This window comes from Robertmurraya sp. FSL R5-0851, assembly GCF_038002965.1.
Taxonomy (GTDB): Bacteria; Bacillota; Bacilli; order Bacillales; family Cytobacillaceae; genus Robertmurraya_A; species Robertmurraya_A beringensis.
In genome coordinates, this window is the sequence record NZ_JBBOOE010000001.1 from 1,178,872 (window position 1) to 1,196,509 (window position 17,638).

Consider the following 17,638-nt stretch of genomic DNA (forward strand, 5'->3'; position numbering starts at 1 on the left):
TTAACTTTTCAGTACAAAATGTGCTTTCCTACTATGCCCCTTTAATACAAAGTGTGATGACAACACCCGCCTCACAGTCTTCTTCGACTTCACCACACCCCCGCACCACTCATAAATACCATTCGTGGTTACCAACCGATCCGGAAACAGCAGCATAAACTCATGAACACTTCTAACGATTGCATCGTCAATACTTTCAATTGGTCCGCATGAACAGACCAACCACGTTTCTGTAGCTTCTTTGAAGAAAGTATAGCAGTGGGAACAATAAATTCCTTTTTGTAGAATCTCATAAGAATAATCAGGTTTTCTTATTATCGGTGATGTAGATAAATGATGTGTCAGGAGTTTATTTGCCATTTTCTCATGTAGATGAGTAGTTTTGTTTGGTTTGTTGGAAAGTGTTCTTAGTAAACGCTGGATTTGGGTAGGGTAGATAATGGGTGTTTTCATGGGGGCTTGATAGAGGGTGAACTCAGGGTTTACAAATACTAAAAATGGTTCAATAGGAAGCATACAGCCGTGTTCCTGTAAAAATCGTCGTAGTAAGGATTCACTTCTTTGCAACTGTTCTAGAGGGTTTTTAATTTCCTTATCTGATAAAGTATACCAACGATCTCCTCTAACAATAAAATCCCCTTCAAAATTTTTTATCTCAAACAACAAAACGGATTCTTGAAAAATTGCTAGAGAATCCATTTGAAAAAGGTTATTACCAAAATCAAGCAGCACGTCATTTAACAGTAGAAACTCATTTGTCAATGTACTGACATATTGATCAAACAACAATTCGCCAGCGTAGCCCTTCTCAAGACGTTGGTAATGAGAAACATCCTTTTCACACAAGCTCATTCGTAAAAATAAACTGCGATATAACAAAAGGTTTTCCGACTCTTTTCTGGATTTAAGTAACATCTTCCACATCCTTTCCTTTTTAGTGTATATCTTCTTAAATGATTTGTCTAAAAATTCATAAATGTATGCGTTTACACTTGTAAGCCTAATTGCCAACCAATATAATGGAAGTAGGGGTTTATCATCATTTATGAATGAATACTCATTCATAGTGAGTGTTTGAAAAAATTCACGAACAAAGCAAACGAAAAAGCACACAAACAAATCACACAACAACACAACAACACAACAACACAACAACACAACACCTAAGACCACCATACGAACAAACCAACACAACCAACTAAAGGGGATGGAGCGATGAATTTATCTGCTCAGTTACACGAGACGGCGAAAGCATTGCCTCAAAAAACAGCGTATTTTTTTAATGATGAGGCTAGTACGTATGCTGAATTAGATGGGGCCATTACGAAGTTTGCGTCAGGGCTTGAGGCACTTGGGGTCAAAAAAGGGGATCATATTGCGTTACTATTGGGGAATTCACCGTATTTTGTTGTTAGTTTGTACGGAGCACTGAGATTAGGGGCAACAGTGATTCCGGTTAATCCGATTTATACTCCGGATGAAATTGGCTATATTATTAAAAATGGGGATGTAAAAACAGTGGTTGCACTGGATCTATTACTTCCACTTGCAGAAAAAATGCATCATTTATTGCCTGAGGTTGAGAATTATATCATTTGTGATACACCTCAAGGTAAGGAACGAGGACTCAATAATAGCAACTTATCGGTAGGAGATAAGCTACATACATTTACAAGCATACTTGCATCCGGTGACTTAAGTTATCAGGGCCCAGAGCTTAATGAGGATGATGTGGCAGTGATTTTGTACACTTCAGGTACAACTGGAAAGCCAAAGGGTGCCATGCTTACTCACAAAAATTTATACAGCAATGCAAAAGATACAGGCGATTATTTGAAAATGAATGAGGATGACCGTATCATTACCACTCTTCCCATGTTTCATGTGTTTTGCTTAACGGTCGCGCTTAATGCACCTTTATTGAGTGGGGCAACCATATTAATTGATCCAAAATTTAGTCCTGCTGAAATTTTCCGCTTATCCAAAAAGTATGAACCGACTGTTTTTGCCGGAGTACCTACTATGTATAACTTCCTTTACCAATACGAAGCAGGAGATCCAAAGGACTTACAATCCTTACGATTATGTATTTCCGGTGGTGCCTCGATGCCGGTTTCCTTGCTCGAGAACTTTGAGAGGAAGTTCAACGTGCTTATTTCTGAGGGATACGGACTTTCGGAAGCTTCACCAGTTACTTGCTTTAATCCGCTCGATCGTCCGCGAAAGGCAGGTTCGATTGGTCAGTCCATTGTTCATGTAGAAAACAAGGTTGTGAATGAATTAGGAGAAGAAGTTCCTATCGGGCAGGTTGGGGAGCTTATCGTTTCCGGTCCGAATGTGATGAAGGGGTATTATAAAATGCCGGAGGAAACACAGGCGGCCATTCGTAATGGCTGGTTATACACCGGTGATCTTGCTAGAAAGGATGAGGAAGGTTATTTTTATATCGTTGACCGGAAAAAGGACCTCATTCTTGTCGGTGGCTACAATGTGTATCCGAGAGAAGTAGAGGAAGTGCTTTATAGTCATCCAGATATAATCGAGGTGGCAGTGCTTGGTGTTCCTGATCCAGAACAAGGAGAAACGGTAAAAAGCTATGTTGTTACGAAGAATTCAGAGCTAACAGAAGAGGATGTTCTTGATTATTGCCGTGAGCGTTTGGCAAAATACAAGATTCCTAGTTCTGTAGATTTTCTTGAAGAGCTTCCAAAGAATACAACCGGGAAAATTTTACGAAGAGCGTTAAAGCAACAAATCATTCAAGCATAGGATTAGAAAAAAGCAGGCTGAAATATGTCTGCTTTTTGATTGAGGCTGTTTTCGCAAAGATTGTTGTTAAAATCTAAAAGCCGATTTTAACGTGGAAATAGCTATTTTGCCCTATAGAATTTAGTTTGCAGGCTCTTTTCTTATTAATTTTATGCTATTTTCTGCTGAAATTTAGCACAATTATTAAAATTAGGTTCCAAAAAGCAACAAAGTTTAAGAAAAGAGCTTTGATTGAAGGAGGAGTTAGCTGTGAGCCTTATGCTTTATGAAAAAAAAGACTTAATCGGTTTTATTACCTTGCATCGTCCAGATCTTATGAATGCTTTCAATTTTGAATCCTTGCTGCAACTTCAGGATATTGTGCGAAAAATTCGTCATGACCGTGATGTGCGTGCTGTCCTAATCACCGGATCAGGAGAGAAAGCCTTTAGTGTCGGTGCCGATTTAAAGGAACGGAAACATCTCTCACCAGAAGATGTGATGAGAAATGTACACAAAATCGGAGAAGTGTTTTCAGAAATAAGCGAGCTCCCTCAACCAACAATTGCAGCAATTAATGGATATGCCTTTGGTGGAGGAATGGAGCTAGCTCTAGCTTGTGATTTCCGCCTAGCGGTAAAAGGCACTAAGATGGGGTTGACCGAAACGAGTCTTGGAATTATACCAGGTGCAGGTGGTACACAGCGTCTGCCACGTTTAATTGGTGAAACAAAAGCATTGGAGCTGATTTTAACGGCTAGAAAAATAACAGCTGAACAGGCAGAACAATTAGGGCTCGTGAACAAAGTGACTGAGTCGCATGACCTTATGAATGAATCCTTAAACCTGGCTAATGAGATGCTTGCTAATGCACCTATTGCCCTTCAGCAAGCGAAATTTGCCGTTCGTCAAGGGATGAGTGTAGATTTGAATACGGCATTAAAGATTGAAAGGAAAGCTTATGAGGTAACGATACCAACCGAAGATCGCAAGGAAGCGTTACAAGCTTTTAGTGAAAAGAGAAAACCAAATTTTCAAGGAAAGTAGATCAAAGGACCAGTCGGAATCGATTGGTTCTCTTTTGTAGTATAATAAATATTTAGAAAATTTATAAAAAAGACTTGTAGAAAAGAACGGCTCCTTATATATTAATAGGTAGATATTTTAGTGCATAAAAGCATAAAAGTAAAAAAGTGATAGAGAGAGAGTAAGAGGGGGAAATATTATGCTAAGAAAAATGAAATCACTCGCTGCCATATCGGTTGCAGGAGCATTATTCTTAAGTGGCTGTGGCAGCTCAGAAACGGATAATGCAAACGGAGATTCAGAAGTAAAGACACTTAAAGTCGGTGTAACTCAGATTGTTGAGCATCCGTCGTTAGATGCGGCTCTTGAAGGCTTTCAAAAAGCGCTTGAAGAACAAGGACTTGAAGTGGAATATGATGTGCAAATTGCACAAGGTGACCAAAATAATAACCAATCGATTGCTAACAACTTTGTTGGTGATAAAGTGGACCTGATTTTTGCTAACTCAACACCAAGTGCATTGAGCGCATTAAACGCAACGAAGGACATTCCAATTGTGTTTACGTCTGTTACTGATCCAGTAGGTGCTGGTCTTGTAACGGCTATGGATCAGCCAGGAGATAATATTACAGGTACCACAGATACACATCCAGACGCGATTCCGAATATGGTTAATTTTATGAATGAGAACTTTAGTGGTAGTACGGTTGGAGTTATTTACAATTCAGGTGAACAAAATTCAGTTGCCCAAATCGATCTTGTTAAGGAAGCGTTAGAAGGGACAGACTTGAAGCTTGCTGAAGCTACGGTTTCTACTTCTTCTGAAGTAAAGCAAGCAGCTGAATCATTAATCGGTAAGGCTGATATGTTCTATATCATTACTGATAACACAGTTGTTTCTGCTTTAGAGTCTGTTATTCAAGTAGCGAATGACCAAGATTTACCGTTGTTTGTAGGAGAGCTAGATTCAGTAAAACGCGGTGGTTTTGCAGCATTTGGCTTTGACTACGGTGATATCGGCTATGAAGCTGGAGCGATGGCTGCGCAAATCTTAAAAGGTGAAAAGAAGGCATCAGAATTACCTGTTCAGTATCCACAAAACCTAAAGCTATTAATCAACCAAACAGCTGCAAAGGAAATGGGTATTGAAATAAAGGACGAATGGAAAGAACTTGCGGAACTTGTAGACTAATGAATATTGGTTTGGGCTTCTGGATTTATTCCTTGAAGCCCTTCCGTATTTAAGAAAGGAGAAGCATCTATGTTTACAGCGATTTTTTCATCAGTGGAGGCAGGTGCCATTTACGCACTTATGGCGCTTGGTGTGTACTTGTCTTTTAGAATACTAGACTTCCCTGATTTAACGGTGGATGGAAGTTTTGTTACGGGAGCATCAGTTGCAGCTGTAATGATCGTGTCTGGAGCGAATCCTTTTATCGCAACATTGGCTGCACTTGTTGCAGGCTTTATTGCCGGTTGCTTGACGGGTCTTCTTCATACAAAAGGAGGAATCAATCCTTTATTATCTGGGATTTTAATGATGATTGCTCTTTATTCGATTAACCTGCGAATTATGGGGAAATCAAACGTTCCACTTTTATCAGAGGAAACGGTTATTACAAAGATTTCGGATTTTTGGACGAATTTAAATATTGATCAGACCATTGGCTTGTTGTTTGCTTCCATAGGATTATCCGACTATACTCCAAAAACATGGGGAATTTTACTTTTTATGATCATCCTTGCATTTATTATTAAAGGCTTGATCGATGCATTTTTAAAGACAGATATTGGTCTTGCCTTGCGTGCGACTGGTGACAATGAAACGATGATTAGAAGCTTTTCTGCTAACACGGATACATTAAAGGTAATCGGTTTAGGTTTATCAAATGCTCTTGTTGCTTTTGCGGGTGCACTGATTGCTCAGTACAACGGATTTAGTGATGTTGGAATGGGTATTGGTATGATTATCATCGGTTTGGCATCGGTAATTATCGGTGAAGCAATCTTTGGAGCGAAAAGTATTGTTCGTGCGACATTCGCTGTCATCGGTGGTGCGATTGTATATCGAATTATTGTTACGTTGGCGTTACGAGTAGAGTTTTTAGAAACGGGAGATATGAAGTTAATTACTGCGATTATTGTTGTTTCTGCCCTTGTTGTACCTAAGCTGGTTAATCAGCAAAAAGAAAGACAACGAAAGAAAAAACGCCTGCTTGAATCAGCATCAAGACAAAATAACTCCATAGAGAAGAGTGGTGAACAGCTTGCTGCAGCTAAATCAGATTTATAAAGTGTTCAATGAAGGCACACCTGACGAAAAGATTGCCATTAATCATGTCAATTTGTCTTTGAATAAGGGAGACTTTGTCACTGTGATTGGAAGTAACGGAGCTGGGAAATCAACTCTTATGAACCTTATCTCTGGAAAAATGTTTCCTGATATTGGCCAGGTGAAGGTAGATGGCCAGGAAGTTACTACCATGAAAGAGCATAAACGTTCTCGTCTCATTGGTCGCGTGTTCCAGGATCCAATGGCAGGAACAGCTCCATCTATGACGATCGAAGAAAATTTAGCCATTGCCTATTCAAGAGCATCTTCACGAGGATTGAGCAGAGGAGTGACCAAAAAACGCCGAGAGTTTTTTATCGAAAAATTAGAGTCACTGCATCTTGGGCTTGAAAATCGTCTTCAGGCGAAAGTTGGACTCCTATCAGGAGGGGAGCGCCAAGCATTATCTTTACTGATGGCAACCTTTACTGATCCTAAAATCCTTCTCTTAGATGAGCATACAGCTGCTCTTGATCCATCACGAGCAGAGCTTATTACTAACTTAACTAGAGATATCGTGAATGAAACAAACTTAACAACGTTAATGGTAACCCATAATATGCAACAGGCACTTGATCTTGGTAACCGACTGATTATGATGGATAGTGGTCAAATTATTTTCGAAGCAACTGAAGAGGAAAAATCAAAGCTAACGGTTGAAAAGCTTCTTGAGGAATTCCAGCGTATCCGTGGTTCTAAAATGAGTAGTGACCGTTCAGTACTTGTATAGAAAACACATCAGAGAGACTCTCTGTGTGTTTTCTTTTTTGTGTCTCTTGATGGATATTTATTGTACAGGTATAATAATCGTTACCTGAGTTTCCAGTTTTATGTATATTTTGGTAGATTCGTAGATAGGGTTGGTGATTTTTTTGGAAGAAGTGGTTTCTGTTAGAAGTAACAGTGAATTTCGAAAAGGAATACAAGCAGGATTGTCAATCGGCATTGGTTATTTTCCGATTGCGTTAACATTTGGTTTGCTTGCAAAAACAACCGGTCTCACAGTGACTGAAACCGTACTAATGAGTATTATAGTGTTTGCCGGTGCCTCTCAATATATTTCACTTAGCTTGCTCACGCTTGGTACAGGAGTATTTGAGATTGTATTAACAACTTTTATTGTAAACATCAGACATTTTCTTATGTCAGCTTCCTTGAATGAAAAAGTAGAAGAGGAAGGGACTTCACTTAAAATGCTCTATTCTTTTGGAATAACAGACGAGACGTTTTCTGTTGCCGCATTAAAAGATGGCAAGGTTTCGACTGGATTTCTGTTTGGAGTTATTACCGTTTCATATTCGAGCTGGGTCATTAATTCCGGTCTAGGACATGTAATTGGTGCGTCACTACCTAAGACTCTTCAAGAAAGTATGTCTGTTGCTCTTTATGCGATGTTTATCGGACTTGTGGTTCCTTCGATGAAGAAAAGCGTGAAGGTGGTTTTTTTAGCGGTAATAGCGGCGAGTTTTAACACAATATTTACGATGACAGAAGTTCTGTCTACTGGTTGGTCCATTGTCGCGTCGACTTTGCTATCAGCTATAATTGTGGAAGTTGTGCAAACACTTCGGGGACGGGAGGGAGAGCAGGAACATGAAAAGTGAAATTCTTTGGATGATTGTCGGAATGGGATTAGTCACTTACATTCCAAGAATGCTTCCTTTCGTGCTGTTTAAAGGAAAAGAATTACCCTCATTTTTGCAAGGAATTTTGAAAAACGTACCATATGCAACACTAGGGGCACTAATATTCCCGGGCATATTATTTATTCAAGAGGATCTTTGGTATGGACTTTTTGGGGCTGCAGCCGCGTTTATAGCAGCTTTTCTCGGTGCAAATGTAATAATAGTCGTTATTTGCTCAATCACGGTACTTACGGTGTATTCCTATTTTTTCTAAGCTGTTTCTCCTGGAGGAACAGTTTTTTTGTTATCTTTTGGAATATAGTAATTACTGGTTCTAAATCCTATTTTTATTACTAAAATAAGTACAAAAGGATTGGACAAGGTGGAAAGGGGAGATATTTTTTGGCTAAGAAAATTGGCTTGTACGGTGTGCTTGCCTTTTGTTTATACGTACTCTTTTTTTACTGGTACTTATTTTATTTTTCACAATCAAGCTTGCCGTTTGAATATCAAGGAACGAAGGCAGATCCTGCTACTTTTTTAAATGAAAGAGAGTTAATGTTAACAGAGGAATACTCGAAAATTCGCAACTTCTTGTTTTTTATTTCAACCCCCATTGAGTGGTTATTTTATTTGCTTATATTATTGTTTGGTCTATCTAAGGCGTTTAAGCGATGGTCGGAACAATCGGCTAAATATCGGATTCTTCAGCAGGCAATTTATTTAATTTGGTTGTCTGTAGCTGCCTTTATAGCAACGACTCCATTAAGCTATGTTAGCTATTCACTCTCAAAGAAATACAATATTTCAACCCAATCCTTTTCGTCTTGGATGAAGGACGAGTTAATCGATTTTTGGATAAATTACGGTACTTTGTTTCTCATAGTGTCCGTTCTATATTGGTTAATGAGAAAGAGCGGTAAAAAGTGGTGGTTTTATGCGTGGTTAATTTCCATACCATTCACTTTATTTATGATGTTTTTACAGCCAGTAGTGATTGATCCATTGTACAATGATTTCTATCCTCTTAAAAATAAGGAACTTGAGGCTAAAATCCTTGATATAGCGGACTCGGCTGGAATTCCTGCGGAGCATGTATTTGAAGTAAATATGGCAGAAAAGACGAATGCGCTCAATGCGTATGTAACAGGAATTGGATCCAATTCTAGAATTGTTCTATGGGATACGACTCTTAATCGATTAACCGAAGACCAAATTCTATTTATTATGGCTCATGAGATGGCACATTATGTGGAAAAGCATTTGTATATTGGAATTGCTGGGTATTTGGTGTTCTCTTTGCTCGGACTATATATCATTTCGAGGTTAATGAGAGCGATTGTGAGCAGATGGGGTGAGGCATTAAAAATTTCTGCAGTTAACGATATTGCGTCGCTTCCACTGTTTCTATTGCTGTTATCGATGCTAATGTATGTATCAAGTCCATTTTCAAATACAGTGTCACGATATCAAGAGATGCGTGCGGATCGCTATGCAATTGAAATGACGCAGAATTCAGAGGCAGCGATTGGAACATTCCAGGAGCTTACAAAAGCGGGGCTTAGTCAGGTAAATCCGCCTCTACTTGTAAAAATCTTCCGATATGGTCATCCAACCATGCTTGAGCGGATTACAAGAATAGAAGAATATGAACTTGACCAAAGAAATCAGCAATAAGAAGAAAATGGGGCCCTTTAAAGGAGCCCCATTTTCTTCTTAAGTCCCAAATCTCTTGGTCAACAGCTTGTATTCATTTGATAGCTTAAAAAATTCTGGTCTGTTTCTTTCGTCAATGGCTTGATCAATTCGTTTTGTTAGTTTTTCTTTTTCCGCTTTTAACAATGATTCTGACAGCAGCATCTCAACGTACAAATCTAACACAAATGATTCCTTCGCTTTCTTGCGATTCATGGCACTGGATTTCATTAGCTCTGTATAAGATTTTTCTTTCATTGAAATCACCTCTGATGTCTTTTTCATATTATATTTAACTTTATAGAAATTATCAACAGAATTTTTAAAAAATTTAGAAAGTTTAAGTTTCAATTGTGAACTAATTCCGAATTTTTTACAAAATTTGATATTGTTTTAATTCAAGCTGATATGATAGGAGTTGAATCAGAATTGTCATAAGGAGATGAAAGAATGAGAATGCAGCATCAAAGAAATCTGGTAGAGGAGTACGAAATTAACCCATTTACGATGGTGATTATGCCTACCACGTATGGGTGCAAAACATATTCAAAGGTATATGAAACAGATGATACCTGTCTTTCCCCTTTTAAGCCTATTGAAATCATAAGAAAAAGCTGTCAGTTTTTTGGATCAAGTTATGAAGGTAGAAAGGACGGAGTTAGACAGCTCACTGGAATTACCCATAAGGTCCCCATTCCTGTTTCCCCTACAAATTACATCTACTTTTTCCCAACCACTTCCCCCGATAATTCGGAATGTATTTGGCTTGCTCATGAGCATATCGTCGATTATAAAAAGGGTGATAAAAGTGAGACGACGGTCATGTTCACGAACAAGGAAGTTATGAATATCCCAATTTCCTATAACTCTTTTCACAACCAAATCTCAAGAACCTTGCTAGTACAATCGAAGTTAGGAAAACGTCTAGAGGATACAAGAACCATGTATGTGAATTTTGGTAAAAAGATGAGGGCGTCAGAAAACCAACTGGATTATGGAAATTACGGGCATTAAATCAATATGAACAGGAGCAGCTTTATGCTTCTGTTTTGTTATTTTCTCGCTTAAATAAATAATACTCAAGCAGTTCTTGGACTTTGTTTCGAATTCTTGGATTAAAATAATTATGATGCTCTTCGTATCCTTTATAAAGAAAGGTGAACATCGTAAACGCTTCGTCGTGATTGGATTGGTATACTTTCATTTTATTTTTACTCATATAGCGCTTAATCTCACTAAGCTCCTTTTGGACGATCTTCATGGTTTCCTCAATCAAATGAAGATAGGGCTCCTTTAACTTAATGGTACTTTTGTTAATACTTTGAATGTCACGATTTAGAACGGTAAGGACCATTGGTAAGTAAATGGCTTGCTCAATCATATTTCTTTCTTCTGGTGGAATTCTAGTCATATTTATCGAACCTTTCAGACTAAAATAAGAACGTTTGTTCTATTTTATTTTATACGATTCAAGAGGGAAAGGCAAGATGCTAACTTAAACGATTTATTTCAACTGTTGTTGTGGGTTAGTTTATGAAAAGAAAAAAGAAAAAATAAGTTTTTTAGAAGGAATAATATTTCAGCTATCGAAATAAATAAGTAAATATGAAGGAGATGATATGGGTGAGTAAAAGAACGTTAGTGGCAGAAGACTTGTATCAATTAAAATCAGTAGCAGACCCTCAGCTAGCTAGCAATGGACAAGACCTAGTGTATATTCAAACTGCAATTGATGAAAAGAAAAATGATTATGTCTCAAATATTTACTACATGAATGTAGAGGAAGAATCGGATCCTGTTCAATGGACTTTTGGTACGGAGCGGAATTTTTCTCCAAGATGGTCACCATGTGGAGAAAAGGTAGCTTTCGTTTCAACGAGAAGCGGGAAGGGACAGATATACATACTGCATAAAAAGGGTGGGGAAGCGAGACAGCTTACTAACATAGCTCATGGAGTTAGTAATCCAGTTTGGTCACCTGATGGAAAACAAATCGCTTTTACTACTGCGTTAAAACCAGGGGAAGAACTGAGTGAGAAAGAAGAGAAAAGTGAAGAAAATCCAAATCTGTTAAAGCCATTAGTAGTAGAGAAGATGAAGTATAAATCGGATGCAGCCGGTTTTCTAGATGAAAAAGTAAAACAGGTGGCCATCGTGAACGTTGAAAGTGGAGAAGTACAGCTAATCACATCGGGAAATGCCGATATCCATTTACAAAGCTGGTCTCCAGATGGAAATACACTTGCAGTATCAGCGGATCTAAGCGAAGATGCAGATTTTTCGTTCATAAATGATTTCTTTTTATTAGATATAAAAACAAAAGAGCTAAGAAAAGTGACAGAAGGTACAGGTTATTTTGGCAGTGCTAGCTTTTCTCCGGATGGAAAATATATCGGACTGTTTGGTCACGAAAGAGAATTTGAGAATGCAACTTTAACCAAGCTTTGGATTTATGATGTTGAGGGAGAAACATTATCTTGCTTAACGGAAGGCACAGACTTGCTTGTTGGAGACTTAGCAATCGGAGATTTTCATCAAGGGGTAGTCACACCGGGCTTACTTTGGGGAGAAAACAGTACGAGTTTTTATTTCTTGGCAACTGATCATGGAAATACCGTTCTATACTACGGTTCGGTAGAAGGTGAGCTGTATCCGGCATTGCTTGATAAGCAGCATGTGTATGGTGCAACTACGGGTGGACAAGTGAATCAAGCAGTCGTTGCAATCAGTAAACCAACCGAGCCAGGAGAGCTTTATCTATTGGATGTACCAACGGGAGATCTTAAGCAACTAACAAATGTAAATAAAGAATTTCTTGAGGAGGTCGTCCTCGCTGAAGTGGAAGAAATTGAATTTACCTCCACAGATGACTGGCAGTTACACGGTTGGATCATGAAGCCGGCATCATTTAAAGAGGGTGAAAAATATCCGTGTATTTTAGAAATTCACGGTGGACCTCATGCTATGTATGCCAATACATATTTTCATGAGTTTCAAATGCTAGCTGCAGCCGGATATGCCGTTTTATTTATTAATCCAAGAGGCAGTCACGGATACGGGCAGTCATTTGTTGATGCGGTTCGTGGAGATTATGGTGGAAGAGACTATGCAGATTTAATGGATGCGGTTGATTTTGCATTGAAAAAGTTTGACTTTATAGATGAAAACAAACTAGGGGTTACGGGCGGAAGCTATGGCGGCTTTATGACAAACTGGATTGTTGGACACACGAACCGGTTTAAGGCGGCAGTTACGCAGCGCTCCATTTCAAACTGGATTAGTTTTTATGGAGTAAGTGATATTGGGTACTACTTTAATGAATGGCAAATAAAAGCAGAGCTTGAGGATTTAGAAACCTTGTGGAAGCATTCCCCACTCGCCTATGTAAAAAGGATAGAAACACCACTCCTTATTCTGCATAGTGAAAAGGATTATCGTTGTCCTATCGAGCAGGCTGAGCAGTTATACATTGCGTTAAAGCATCGTAAAAAGGAAACGAAATTCGTGCGTTTCCCTGAATCCAATCATGAGTTATCAAGAAGCGGGAAGCCTAATTTAAGAATCGAGAGACTAAACCATATTCTTGGATGGTTTAAAGAATATATTCAATAATCTAGTAAATACCCATGGGAAACGAGTCCTGTGGGTATTTTTGTCATAAAATAGGCGAATTCGTTCTCTTTTTTAATTAGGAGGTGTACAATATGAGAAAAAGGACCATGTTAGAATAATATGCAGCTTATTTACGTGAGGAGATTAGGTAATGGATGTAGAATTAATCAAAGCTTGGTTTACTCTTGAAAATATTATGGAGTTAATAGAAAAATACCGTTCCTTTGGTCCATTACCGGGAATATTACTTCCATTACTAGAAGCGTTCCTTCCGTTTTTACCACTTTTCCTTTTTGTGATGGCAAATGCGAGTGCCTTTGGATTATGGTTTGGATTTCTATTTTCTTGGATAGGTGCATCTGGTGGGGCACTAATCGTTTTTCTCTTGATCAGGAAGTTTGGTCAAAAGAGAATATTGAACTTTTTAAAAAAGCACCCTCAAGTTCAAAAACTCATGGTTTGGGTGGAGAACCATGGATTTGGCCCACTGTTTTTACTTTTATGCTTTCCTTTTACACCATCAGCTGTTGTGAACATTGTAGCTGGCCTATCTAAAATAAGTATTGCTCAATATATGCTAGCTGTTTTGACAGGGAAAATGGTCATGATTTTTACGATTAGCTTTGTTGGCTATGATATACATTCATTGATTACTCAACCCATACGTACAGCGATCGTTGGTTTTGTTATTGTCTTACTTTGGTTTATAGGAAAAAGGATTGAGGCCCGTCTCAACCGTGTTGAAACGAATGTAAGTGAGCCGGAAAAGATCAGATTAAAGGACCGATAATCAACAGAAGGAGGGATGAAGATGAAAAGGTTTGCCCCTGTTATACAAACAAAACTAATTCCCCCTGCAGTAAAGGGTTGATTCGGCGGGCAAAGTTCGTGAATAATGAAAGCGGTGCTAAAATATAGAGTTTTTTAAAGGTAGTGTCAAAACTTCTATGAAAAAGTAACCTGAGGGTTTGTTTTTCTCTCTTTTTTGTATTGGAAGTACCCGCAATCGCTCTTGACAAACACGCCAATGGTTTGAGATTCCCTTATCAAGGGCGAAGGGGACAAAAAGAAGGCATGCCAAATAGCCCTTGGTTTTTTCCATTTTAAACCATTGGCAAGTTCGGTTTGTCAAGAGTTCGCTTCGCCGATTGCTGATTTACTCAAGGGCTCTGCTAAACAAAAAAGTTAGGCTGATTGCTCAATGATCCATTCTTGTGCTAAACCAATAAGTTTAGACCATCGTGCTGGCATATTCGGGAGCTGTGATAACTCCGGATTAAGCACGGGCACCTTACCTTCTAATGCAGAGTGAGGCCTTAAAAAGTTAAAGTAAGCCACAAACAATGTGACGAAAGAAACAGAGCCGTGTTCAGATCCGAACCCGTGTGTTGAGCGATAATTACCCTTAAATGTGCGATTGAGTCTTTCAATTACTTGCTTTAGTGGTCGATACTCCGTTGATACAGGATCTTCATTGGTAAGCCCGATAACCTGCTTAATATCGAACTGAATATCGTGTTGGGCAAAAAAGTGTTGAGCTAAAAGATAAATCGGATTGCCGTCCACCACAAACGTAAGGTCTTTAGGAATATCCTTCATCTTCACTAAGACATCATCAATCGCACGGATCGCCGTAGCTGTATCCCGATTTGGTGATACTGGGTAAGAGAGAATAATCTTTTTCACCGCATCAAAGAAGAAAAACAAGTAATGCCAACGGCCGTTCACCCTGATATAGGTTTCGTCCCCGCAGAACTGGTCAGAAAGTTCATACGGGTAGTAATCTACGTAAGGCTTAAGTGTAAGGGCTACTGCATTCTCGTAATTTAAAATGCTTTGATGCGATATAGATACCCCGTGAACATCTTTCATCAGTGCTGCTGTTTTACGGGCCGAAAGGCCATAGTTAACATGGTAGGTTAAAATGAGCCCTAATGTATGTGGCGAAACATATAACCTTGATAAATCTACCTTTGGCTTCTGTGGAGTAGACTTAGACAATGGCTGAAAATCAATTCGAAACTGTCGGTAAATGTATCTAATCTTAAAGGCTTGAGGGTCCTTTTTAAACTGTTTCTTCTCTTTTGAAGACATACCATTCAGTTTTCTTTGGTAATAGGAACAGTCATTATTCTTGCACTTATACACGTCAAAGTCTTTTCGCGCCTTGACTTTCTCAAGTGTTTTAGAACAATGAGGACACTTCAAAATAGCCTCTTTCAAATAGCGGCTCTTTTCGTTAAAAACACAAGTACACACCTTACATTGATACTGTCCTTTGCCTCCATTATTGGCATAGAGATAATCCGATTGAGCACCGCACTTTGGGCAACTCATTGATGTAGACACCGCTGTCTTTACATTAGAACGCCTTTGAACAGGTTTTAAATGCTTACCGTTCTTCTCCAGATATTCTGTAAGAAGAATACGATAATCATGTTTCTGGAGCGCTTCGATGATCGGAAGATCATCCACCTGAAGTTTACGGTAAGGTTTATTTACAGGAGTTTCTTCAGGCTTTTCAAACATGCCCTTCCCAATAAGCAGGGTAAGTAATGTTCGAATTACCTGATCTTGATACTTGATAAATTCCATTAAATAAGTTAATAATTGAGGGTACAAACTTGTCACTTCCTAGCTTTTAGGGATTAAGTGTTCGGTGTCGTAACCTCACTTTTATCCTAAAACTATGGGGGTGGCAAGTTTTTTGCATTTAAACCCCTTTATATCAAGGATTATTAACTTTTTTAATATAAAAGTTTTGACAATACGTTTTTAAACTGAGGAGGAAAAGTATGAGATTACAGGGGAAAGTAGCAATCATTACGGGGGCGGCAAACGGAATTGGTTTTGCCGCAGCGAGCTTGTTTGCGAAAGAAGGAGCAAAGGTGGCTTTAGCGGATTACGATGCCACCTTAGGAGAAACAAAGACAGAGGAATTAAAGGCACAGGGGTATCAAGTGGCTTTTTTTCAAGTAAATGTGGCGGATCGTGATAGTGTAAATGCAATGGTGGAGGAAGTAGTGGGTCGTTTTGGTGGAATTGATATTCTAGTGAATAACGCGGGTATTACTCGTGATGCGATGCTATCGAAGTTAGCGGTGGAGGATTTTCAGCAAGTGCTTGATGTTAATTTAACTGGGGTATTTCATTGTACACAAGCCGTGCTTCCTATTTTAGTTTCTAACGGAAAAGGGAGAATCATTAATACCTCGTCCGTCTCTGGGGTATATGGGAATGTGGGTCAAACCAATTATGCTGCCACCAAAGCGGGCGTGGTTGGTATGACAAAAACATGGGCCAAGGAGCTTGGACGTAAAGGAATCAATGTAAACGCAGTGGCACCAGGCTTTATCGCAACGGGAATGACGGCCAAAGTACCGGAAAAAGTACTACAGCAAATGAAGATGATGGTCCCACTTGGTCGACTGGGAAATCCGGAAGACATTGCGAATGCCTACCTATTTTTAGCATCGGATGAATCCAACTATGTAAATGGAACTGTGCTACATGTTGATGGGGGAATTATGATGTAACTAATGGACTAGTCCTTATTGGGCTAGTTTTTTTGCGTTTTTTCCTGTGTAACTTTCGTGTAAAAGCGAATGGATGGGAAGAGAGGGAGGTCCTAATTGCCCGGAAGGACGTCAACTCCCTCAGGACGGTTAAATAAACGAGCTCTAACTGCCCGCTAGGACGGTAATTCCCCATGAACGGTCAAATAGAAGCTCCCTAATTGCCCGCTAGGACGGAATAATCCCCTTGACGGTCAAATAGAACTGCCAGCCAACCTCCTACACATTCCCCGCCTACTTTCTACTCAACAAATAACCCGTAATGATCTGATTAACATAACTAGGCTGTCTCGTTGGCAACTGGTGTGATTCTCCCTTAATAACAAAGATCTCGACATCAGCCAGCTCCTTTTTATACGTTTTAATGTAGGTATTAAAAGAATCTGATCTGCTTCCGTACATCAACAGAGCGGGTGCCGTAATCTTTGCTAAATCATCTTTGCAGTTAAAATGCATAACATCATAATAGTATTTTGCCCAGACATGATGGTTAGCTTTGTACATATGCTCTTTTAACTCACGGCGAAATTGTCGATCCTTTGTATGGGAAATGGCCAAAACGTTAGCTAATAAATTTTTGCTTTTTGTTGCAGTATATACACCCAAACGATGCTCATTTTTTATCATCCAACGATCCACTATAGGATAACCTCCGGATAAAATGAGAGTATGAACTCTACTTGGATAATGAATAGCCAAATATTGGGCAATAGCTCCACCAGAGGAATAACCAAAAATAACAGCTGCTGTAATATTTAAACCATTCATAAACGCAATGATATCCTCGCCAAATCGTTCAACGGACACTTCTCTTTCCACATTGTATGAACTGTCTCCATGTCCAGGGAAATCGAGCAAAATAATACGGAAATGCTTGGATAAAGCTTTTTGCTCGTAAAAAACCTTTCTTCCCATGCCTGGTGGATGGAGGAAAATAATAGGAATTCCTTCACCGATATCTTCATAACAGATACGTTCATCATTAACTACGATGCTCTTCATGTAGTATCTCCTAACCATATTTC

17 protein-coding genes are annotated in these 17,638 nt (G+C 39.0%); 12 read left to right on the top strand and 5 right to left on the bottom strand.

What is annotated here, in order from left to right; genetic code table 11:
- Positions 1-915 (bottom strand): nuclease-related domain-containing protein, encoded by a 915-nt coding sequence (locus MKX65_RS06110; RefSeq protein ID WP_340902813.1) that lies wholly within the window; start codon positions 913-915, stop codon positions 1-3.
- Positions 916-1,215: 300 nt separating this feature from the next.
- Here MKX65_RS06110 and MKX65_RS06115 point away from each other — a divergent pair, with 300 nt between their 5' ends.
- The 8 genes from MKX65_RS06115 (at position 1,216) to MKX65_RS06150 (ending at position 9,408) form a co-directional block, all read left to right on the top strand.
- Entirely contained in the window at positions 1,216-2,769 is a 1,554-nt protein-coding gene (locus MKX65_RS06115; RefSeq protein ID WP_160549184.1) for a long-chain-fatty-acid--CoA ligase, read from the top strand.
- A gap of 249 nt (positions 2,770-3,018) precedes the next feature.
- Positions 3,019-3,795, top strand: a complete 777-nt coding sequence (locus tag MKX65_RS06120; RefSeq protein WP_445677908.1) for an enoyl-CoA hydratase-related protein — start codon at positions 3,019-3,021, stop codon at positions 3,793-3,795.
- A gap of 178 nt (positions 3,796-3,973) precedes the next feature.
- Positions 3,974-4,966, top strand: a complete 993-nt coding sequence (locus MKX65_RS06125; RefSeq protein ID WP_160549185.1) for an ABC transporter substrate binding protein — start codon at positions 3,974-3,976, stop codon at positions 4,964-4,966.
- 69 nt (positions 4,967-5,035) lie between these two features.
- On the top strand, positions 5,036-6,067 hold the full coding sequence (locus tag MKX65_RS06130; protein ID WP_340902815.1) for an ABC transporter permease: 1,032 nt from the start codon (positions 5,036-5,038) through the stop codon (positions 6,065-6,067).
- Positions 6,042-6,836: an ATP-binding cassette domain-containing protein gene (locus MKX65_RS06135; RefSeq protein ID WP_160549187.1), complete on the top strand. Its 795-nt coding sequence runs from the start codon at positions 6,042-6,044 to the stop codon at positions 6,834-6,836. Before MKX65_RS06130 ends, MKX65_RS06135 begins: the two co-directional genes overlap by 26 nt.
- Before the next feature lie 142 nt (positions 6,837-6,978).
- Complete coding sequence (locus tag MKX65_RS06140; RefSeq protein WP_340902816.1) at positions 6,979-7,710, top strand: AzlC family ABC transporter permease; 732 nt, start codon at positions 6,979-6,981, stop codon at positions 7,708-7,710.
- Entirely contained in the window at positions 7,700-8,005 is a 306-nt protein-coding gene (locus tag MKX65_RS06145; RefSeq protein ID WP_340902817.1) for an AzlD domain-containing protein, read from the top strand. Before MKX65_RS06140 ends, MKX65_RS06145 begins: the two co-directional genes overlap by 11 nt.
- A gap of 128 nt (positions 8,006-8,133) precedes the next feature.
- Positions 8,134-9,408 (top strand): M48 family metalloprotease, encoded by a 1,275-nt coding sequence (locus MKX65_RS06150; protein ID WP_160549190.1) that lies wholly within the window; start codon positions 8,134-8,136, stop codon positions 9,406-9,408.
- Between the two features lie 39 nt (positions 9,409-9,447).
- Here the strand turns inward: MKX65_RS06150 and MKX65_RS06155 are convergent, their stop codons facing one another.
- Positions 9,448-9,684 carry an IDEAL domain-containing protein gene (locus MKX65_RS06155; RefSeq protein ID WP_160549191.1) on the bottom strand — a complete coding sequence of 79 codons (237 nt, stop codon included), beginning with the start codon at positions 9,682-9,684 and terminating at the stop codon, positions 9,448-9,450.
- Between the two features lie 192 nt (positions 9,685-9,876).
- Between MKX65_RS06155 and MKX65_RS06160 the strand changes: the two genes are divergently transcribed.
- Positions 9,877-10,440: a competence protein ComK gene (locus MKX65_RS06160; RefSeq protein WP_340902818.1), complete on the top strand. Its 564-nt coding sequence runs from the start codon at positions 9,877-9,879 to the stop codon at positions 10,438-10,440.
- A gap of 22 nt (positions 10,441-10,462) precedes the next feature.
- Here MKX65_RS06160 and MKX65_RS06165 read toward each other — a convergent pair whose 3' ends face one another.
- The gene (locus tag MKX65_RS06165; protein WP_160549192.1) at positions 10,463-10,837 is read right to left on the bottom strand and encodes a hypothetical protein; all 375 of its coding nucleotides are present in this window, start codon (positions 10,835-10,837) and stop codon (positions 10,463-10,465) included.
- A 203-nt stretch (positions 10,838-11,040) separates the two neighbouring features.
- On the opposite strand from MKX65_RS06165, the gene MKX65_RS06170 reads away from it, so the two are divergent.
- Entirely contained in the window at positions 11,041-13,038 is a 1,998-nt protein-coding gene (locus MKX65_RS06170) for a S9 family peptidase (protein WP_340902819.1), read from the top strand.
- A gap of 151 nt (positions 13,039-13,189) precedes the next feature.
- Positions 13,190-13,828 carry a TVP38/TMEM64 family protein gene (locus MKX65_RS06175; RefSeq protein WP_160546463.1) on the top strand — a complete coding sequence of 213 codons (639 nt, stop codon included), beginning with the start codon at positions 13,190-13,192 and terminating at the stop codon, positions 13,826-13,828.
- A 395-nt stretch (positions 13,829-14,223) separates the two neighbouring features.
- Here the strand turns inward: MKX65_RS06175 and MKX65_RS06180 are convergent, their stop codons facing one another.
- Entirely contained in the window at positions 14,224-15,660 is a 1,437-nt protein-coding gene (locus MKX65_RS06180; RefSeq protein ID WP_340902821.1) for a DDE-type integrase/transposase/recombinase, read from the bottom strand.
- Positions 15,661-15,833: 173 nt separating this feature from the next.
- Between MKX65_RS06180 and fabG the strand changes: the two genes are divergently transcribed.
- Positions 15,834-16,574 carry a 3-oxoacyl-ACP reductase FabG gene (gene fabG, locus MKX65_RS06185; protein WP_160546462.1) on the top strand — a complete coding sequence of 247 codons (741 nt, stop codon included), beginning with the start codon at positions 15,834-15,836 and terminating at the stop codon, positions 16,572-16,574.
- A gap of 273 nt (positions 16,575-16,847) precedes the next feature.
- Here the strand turns inward: fabG and MKX65_RS06190 are convergent, their stop codons facing one another.
- Positions 16,848-17,615, bottom strand: coding sequence for an alpha/beta fold hydrolase (locus MKX65_RS06190; RefSeq protein ID WP_160546461.1), 768 nt, complete (start codon positions 17,613-17,615; stop codon positions 16,848-16,850).
- Positions 17,616-17,638 lie beyond the last annotated feature (23 nt).

Excerpts from the sequence above, each read along its gene's own strand:
- MKX65_RS06125 (WP_160549185.1), top strand. The coding sequence starts at position 3,974 with ATGCTAAGAAAAATGAAATCACTCGCTGCCATATCGGTTGCAGGAGCA.
- MKX65_RS06145 (WP_340902817.1), top strand. The coding sequence starts at position 7,700 with ATGAAAAGTGAAATTCTTTGGATGATTGTCGGAATGGGATTAGTCACT.
- fabG (WP_160546462.1), top strand. The coding sequence starts at position 15,834 with ATGAGATTACAGGGGAAAGTAGCAATCATTACGGGGGCGGCAAACGGA.
- MKX65_RS06115 (WP_160549184.1), top strand. The coding sequence starts at position 1,216 with ATGAATTTATCTGCTCAGTTACACGAGACGGCGAAAGCATTGCCTCAA.
- MKX65_RS06160 (WP_340902818.1), top strand. The coding sequence starts at position 9,877 with ATGAGAATGCAGCATCAAAGAAATCTGGTAGAGGAGTACGAAATTAAC.
- MKX65_RS06130 (WP_340902815.1), top strand. The coding sequence starts at position 5,036 with ATGTTTACAGCGATTTTTTCATCAGTGGAGGCAGGTGCCATTTACGCA.
- MKX65_RS06155 (WP_160549191.1), bottom strand. The coding sequence starts at position 9,684 with ATGAAAGAAAAATCTTATACAGAGCTAATGAAATCCAGTGCCATGAAT.
- MKX65_RS06165 (WP_160549192.1), bottom strand. The coding sequence starts at position 10,837 with ATGACTAGAATTCCACCAGAAGAAAGAAATATGATTGAGCAAGCCATT.
- MKX65_RS06190 (WP_160546461.1), bottom strand. The coding sequence starts at position 17,615 with ATGAAGAGCATCGTAGTTAATGATGAACGTATCTGTTATGAAGATATC.
- MKX65_RS06110 (WP_340902813.1), bottom strand. The coding sequence starts at position 915 with ATGTTACTTAAATCCAGAAAAGAGTCGGAAAACCTTTTGTTATATCGC.
- MKX65_RS06170 (WP_340902819.1), top strand. The coding sequence starts at position 11,041 with ATGATATGGGTGAGTAAAAGAACGTTAGTGGCAGAAGACTTGTATCAA.
- MKX65_RS06175 (WP_160546463.1), top strand. The coding sequence starts at position 13,190 with ATGGATGTAGAATTAATCAAAGCTTGGTTTACTCTTGAAAATATTATG.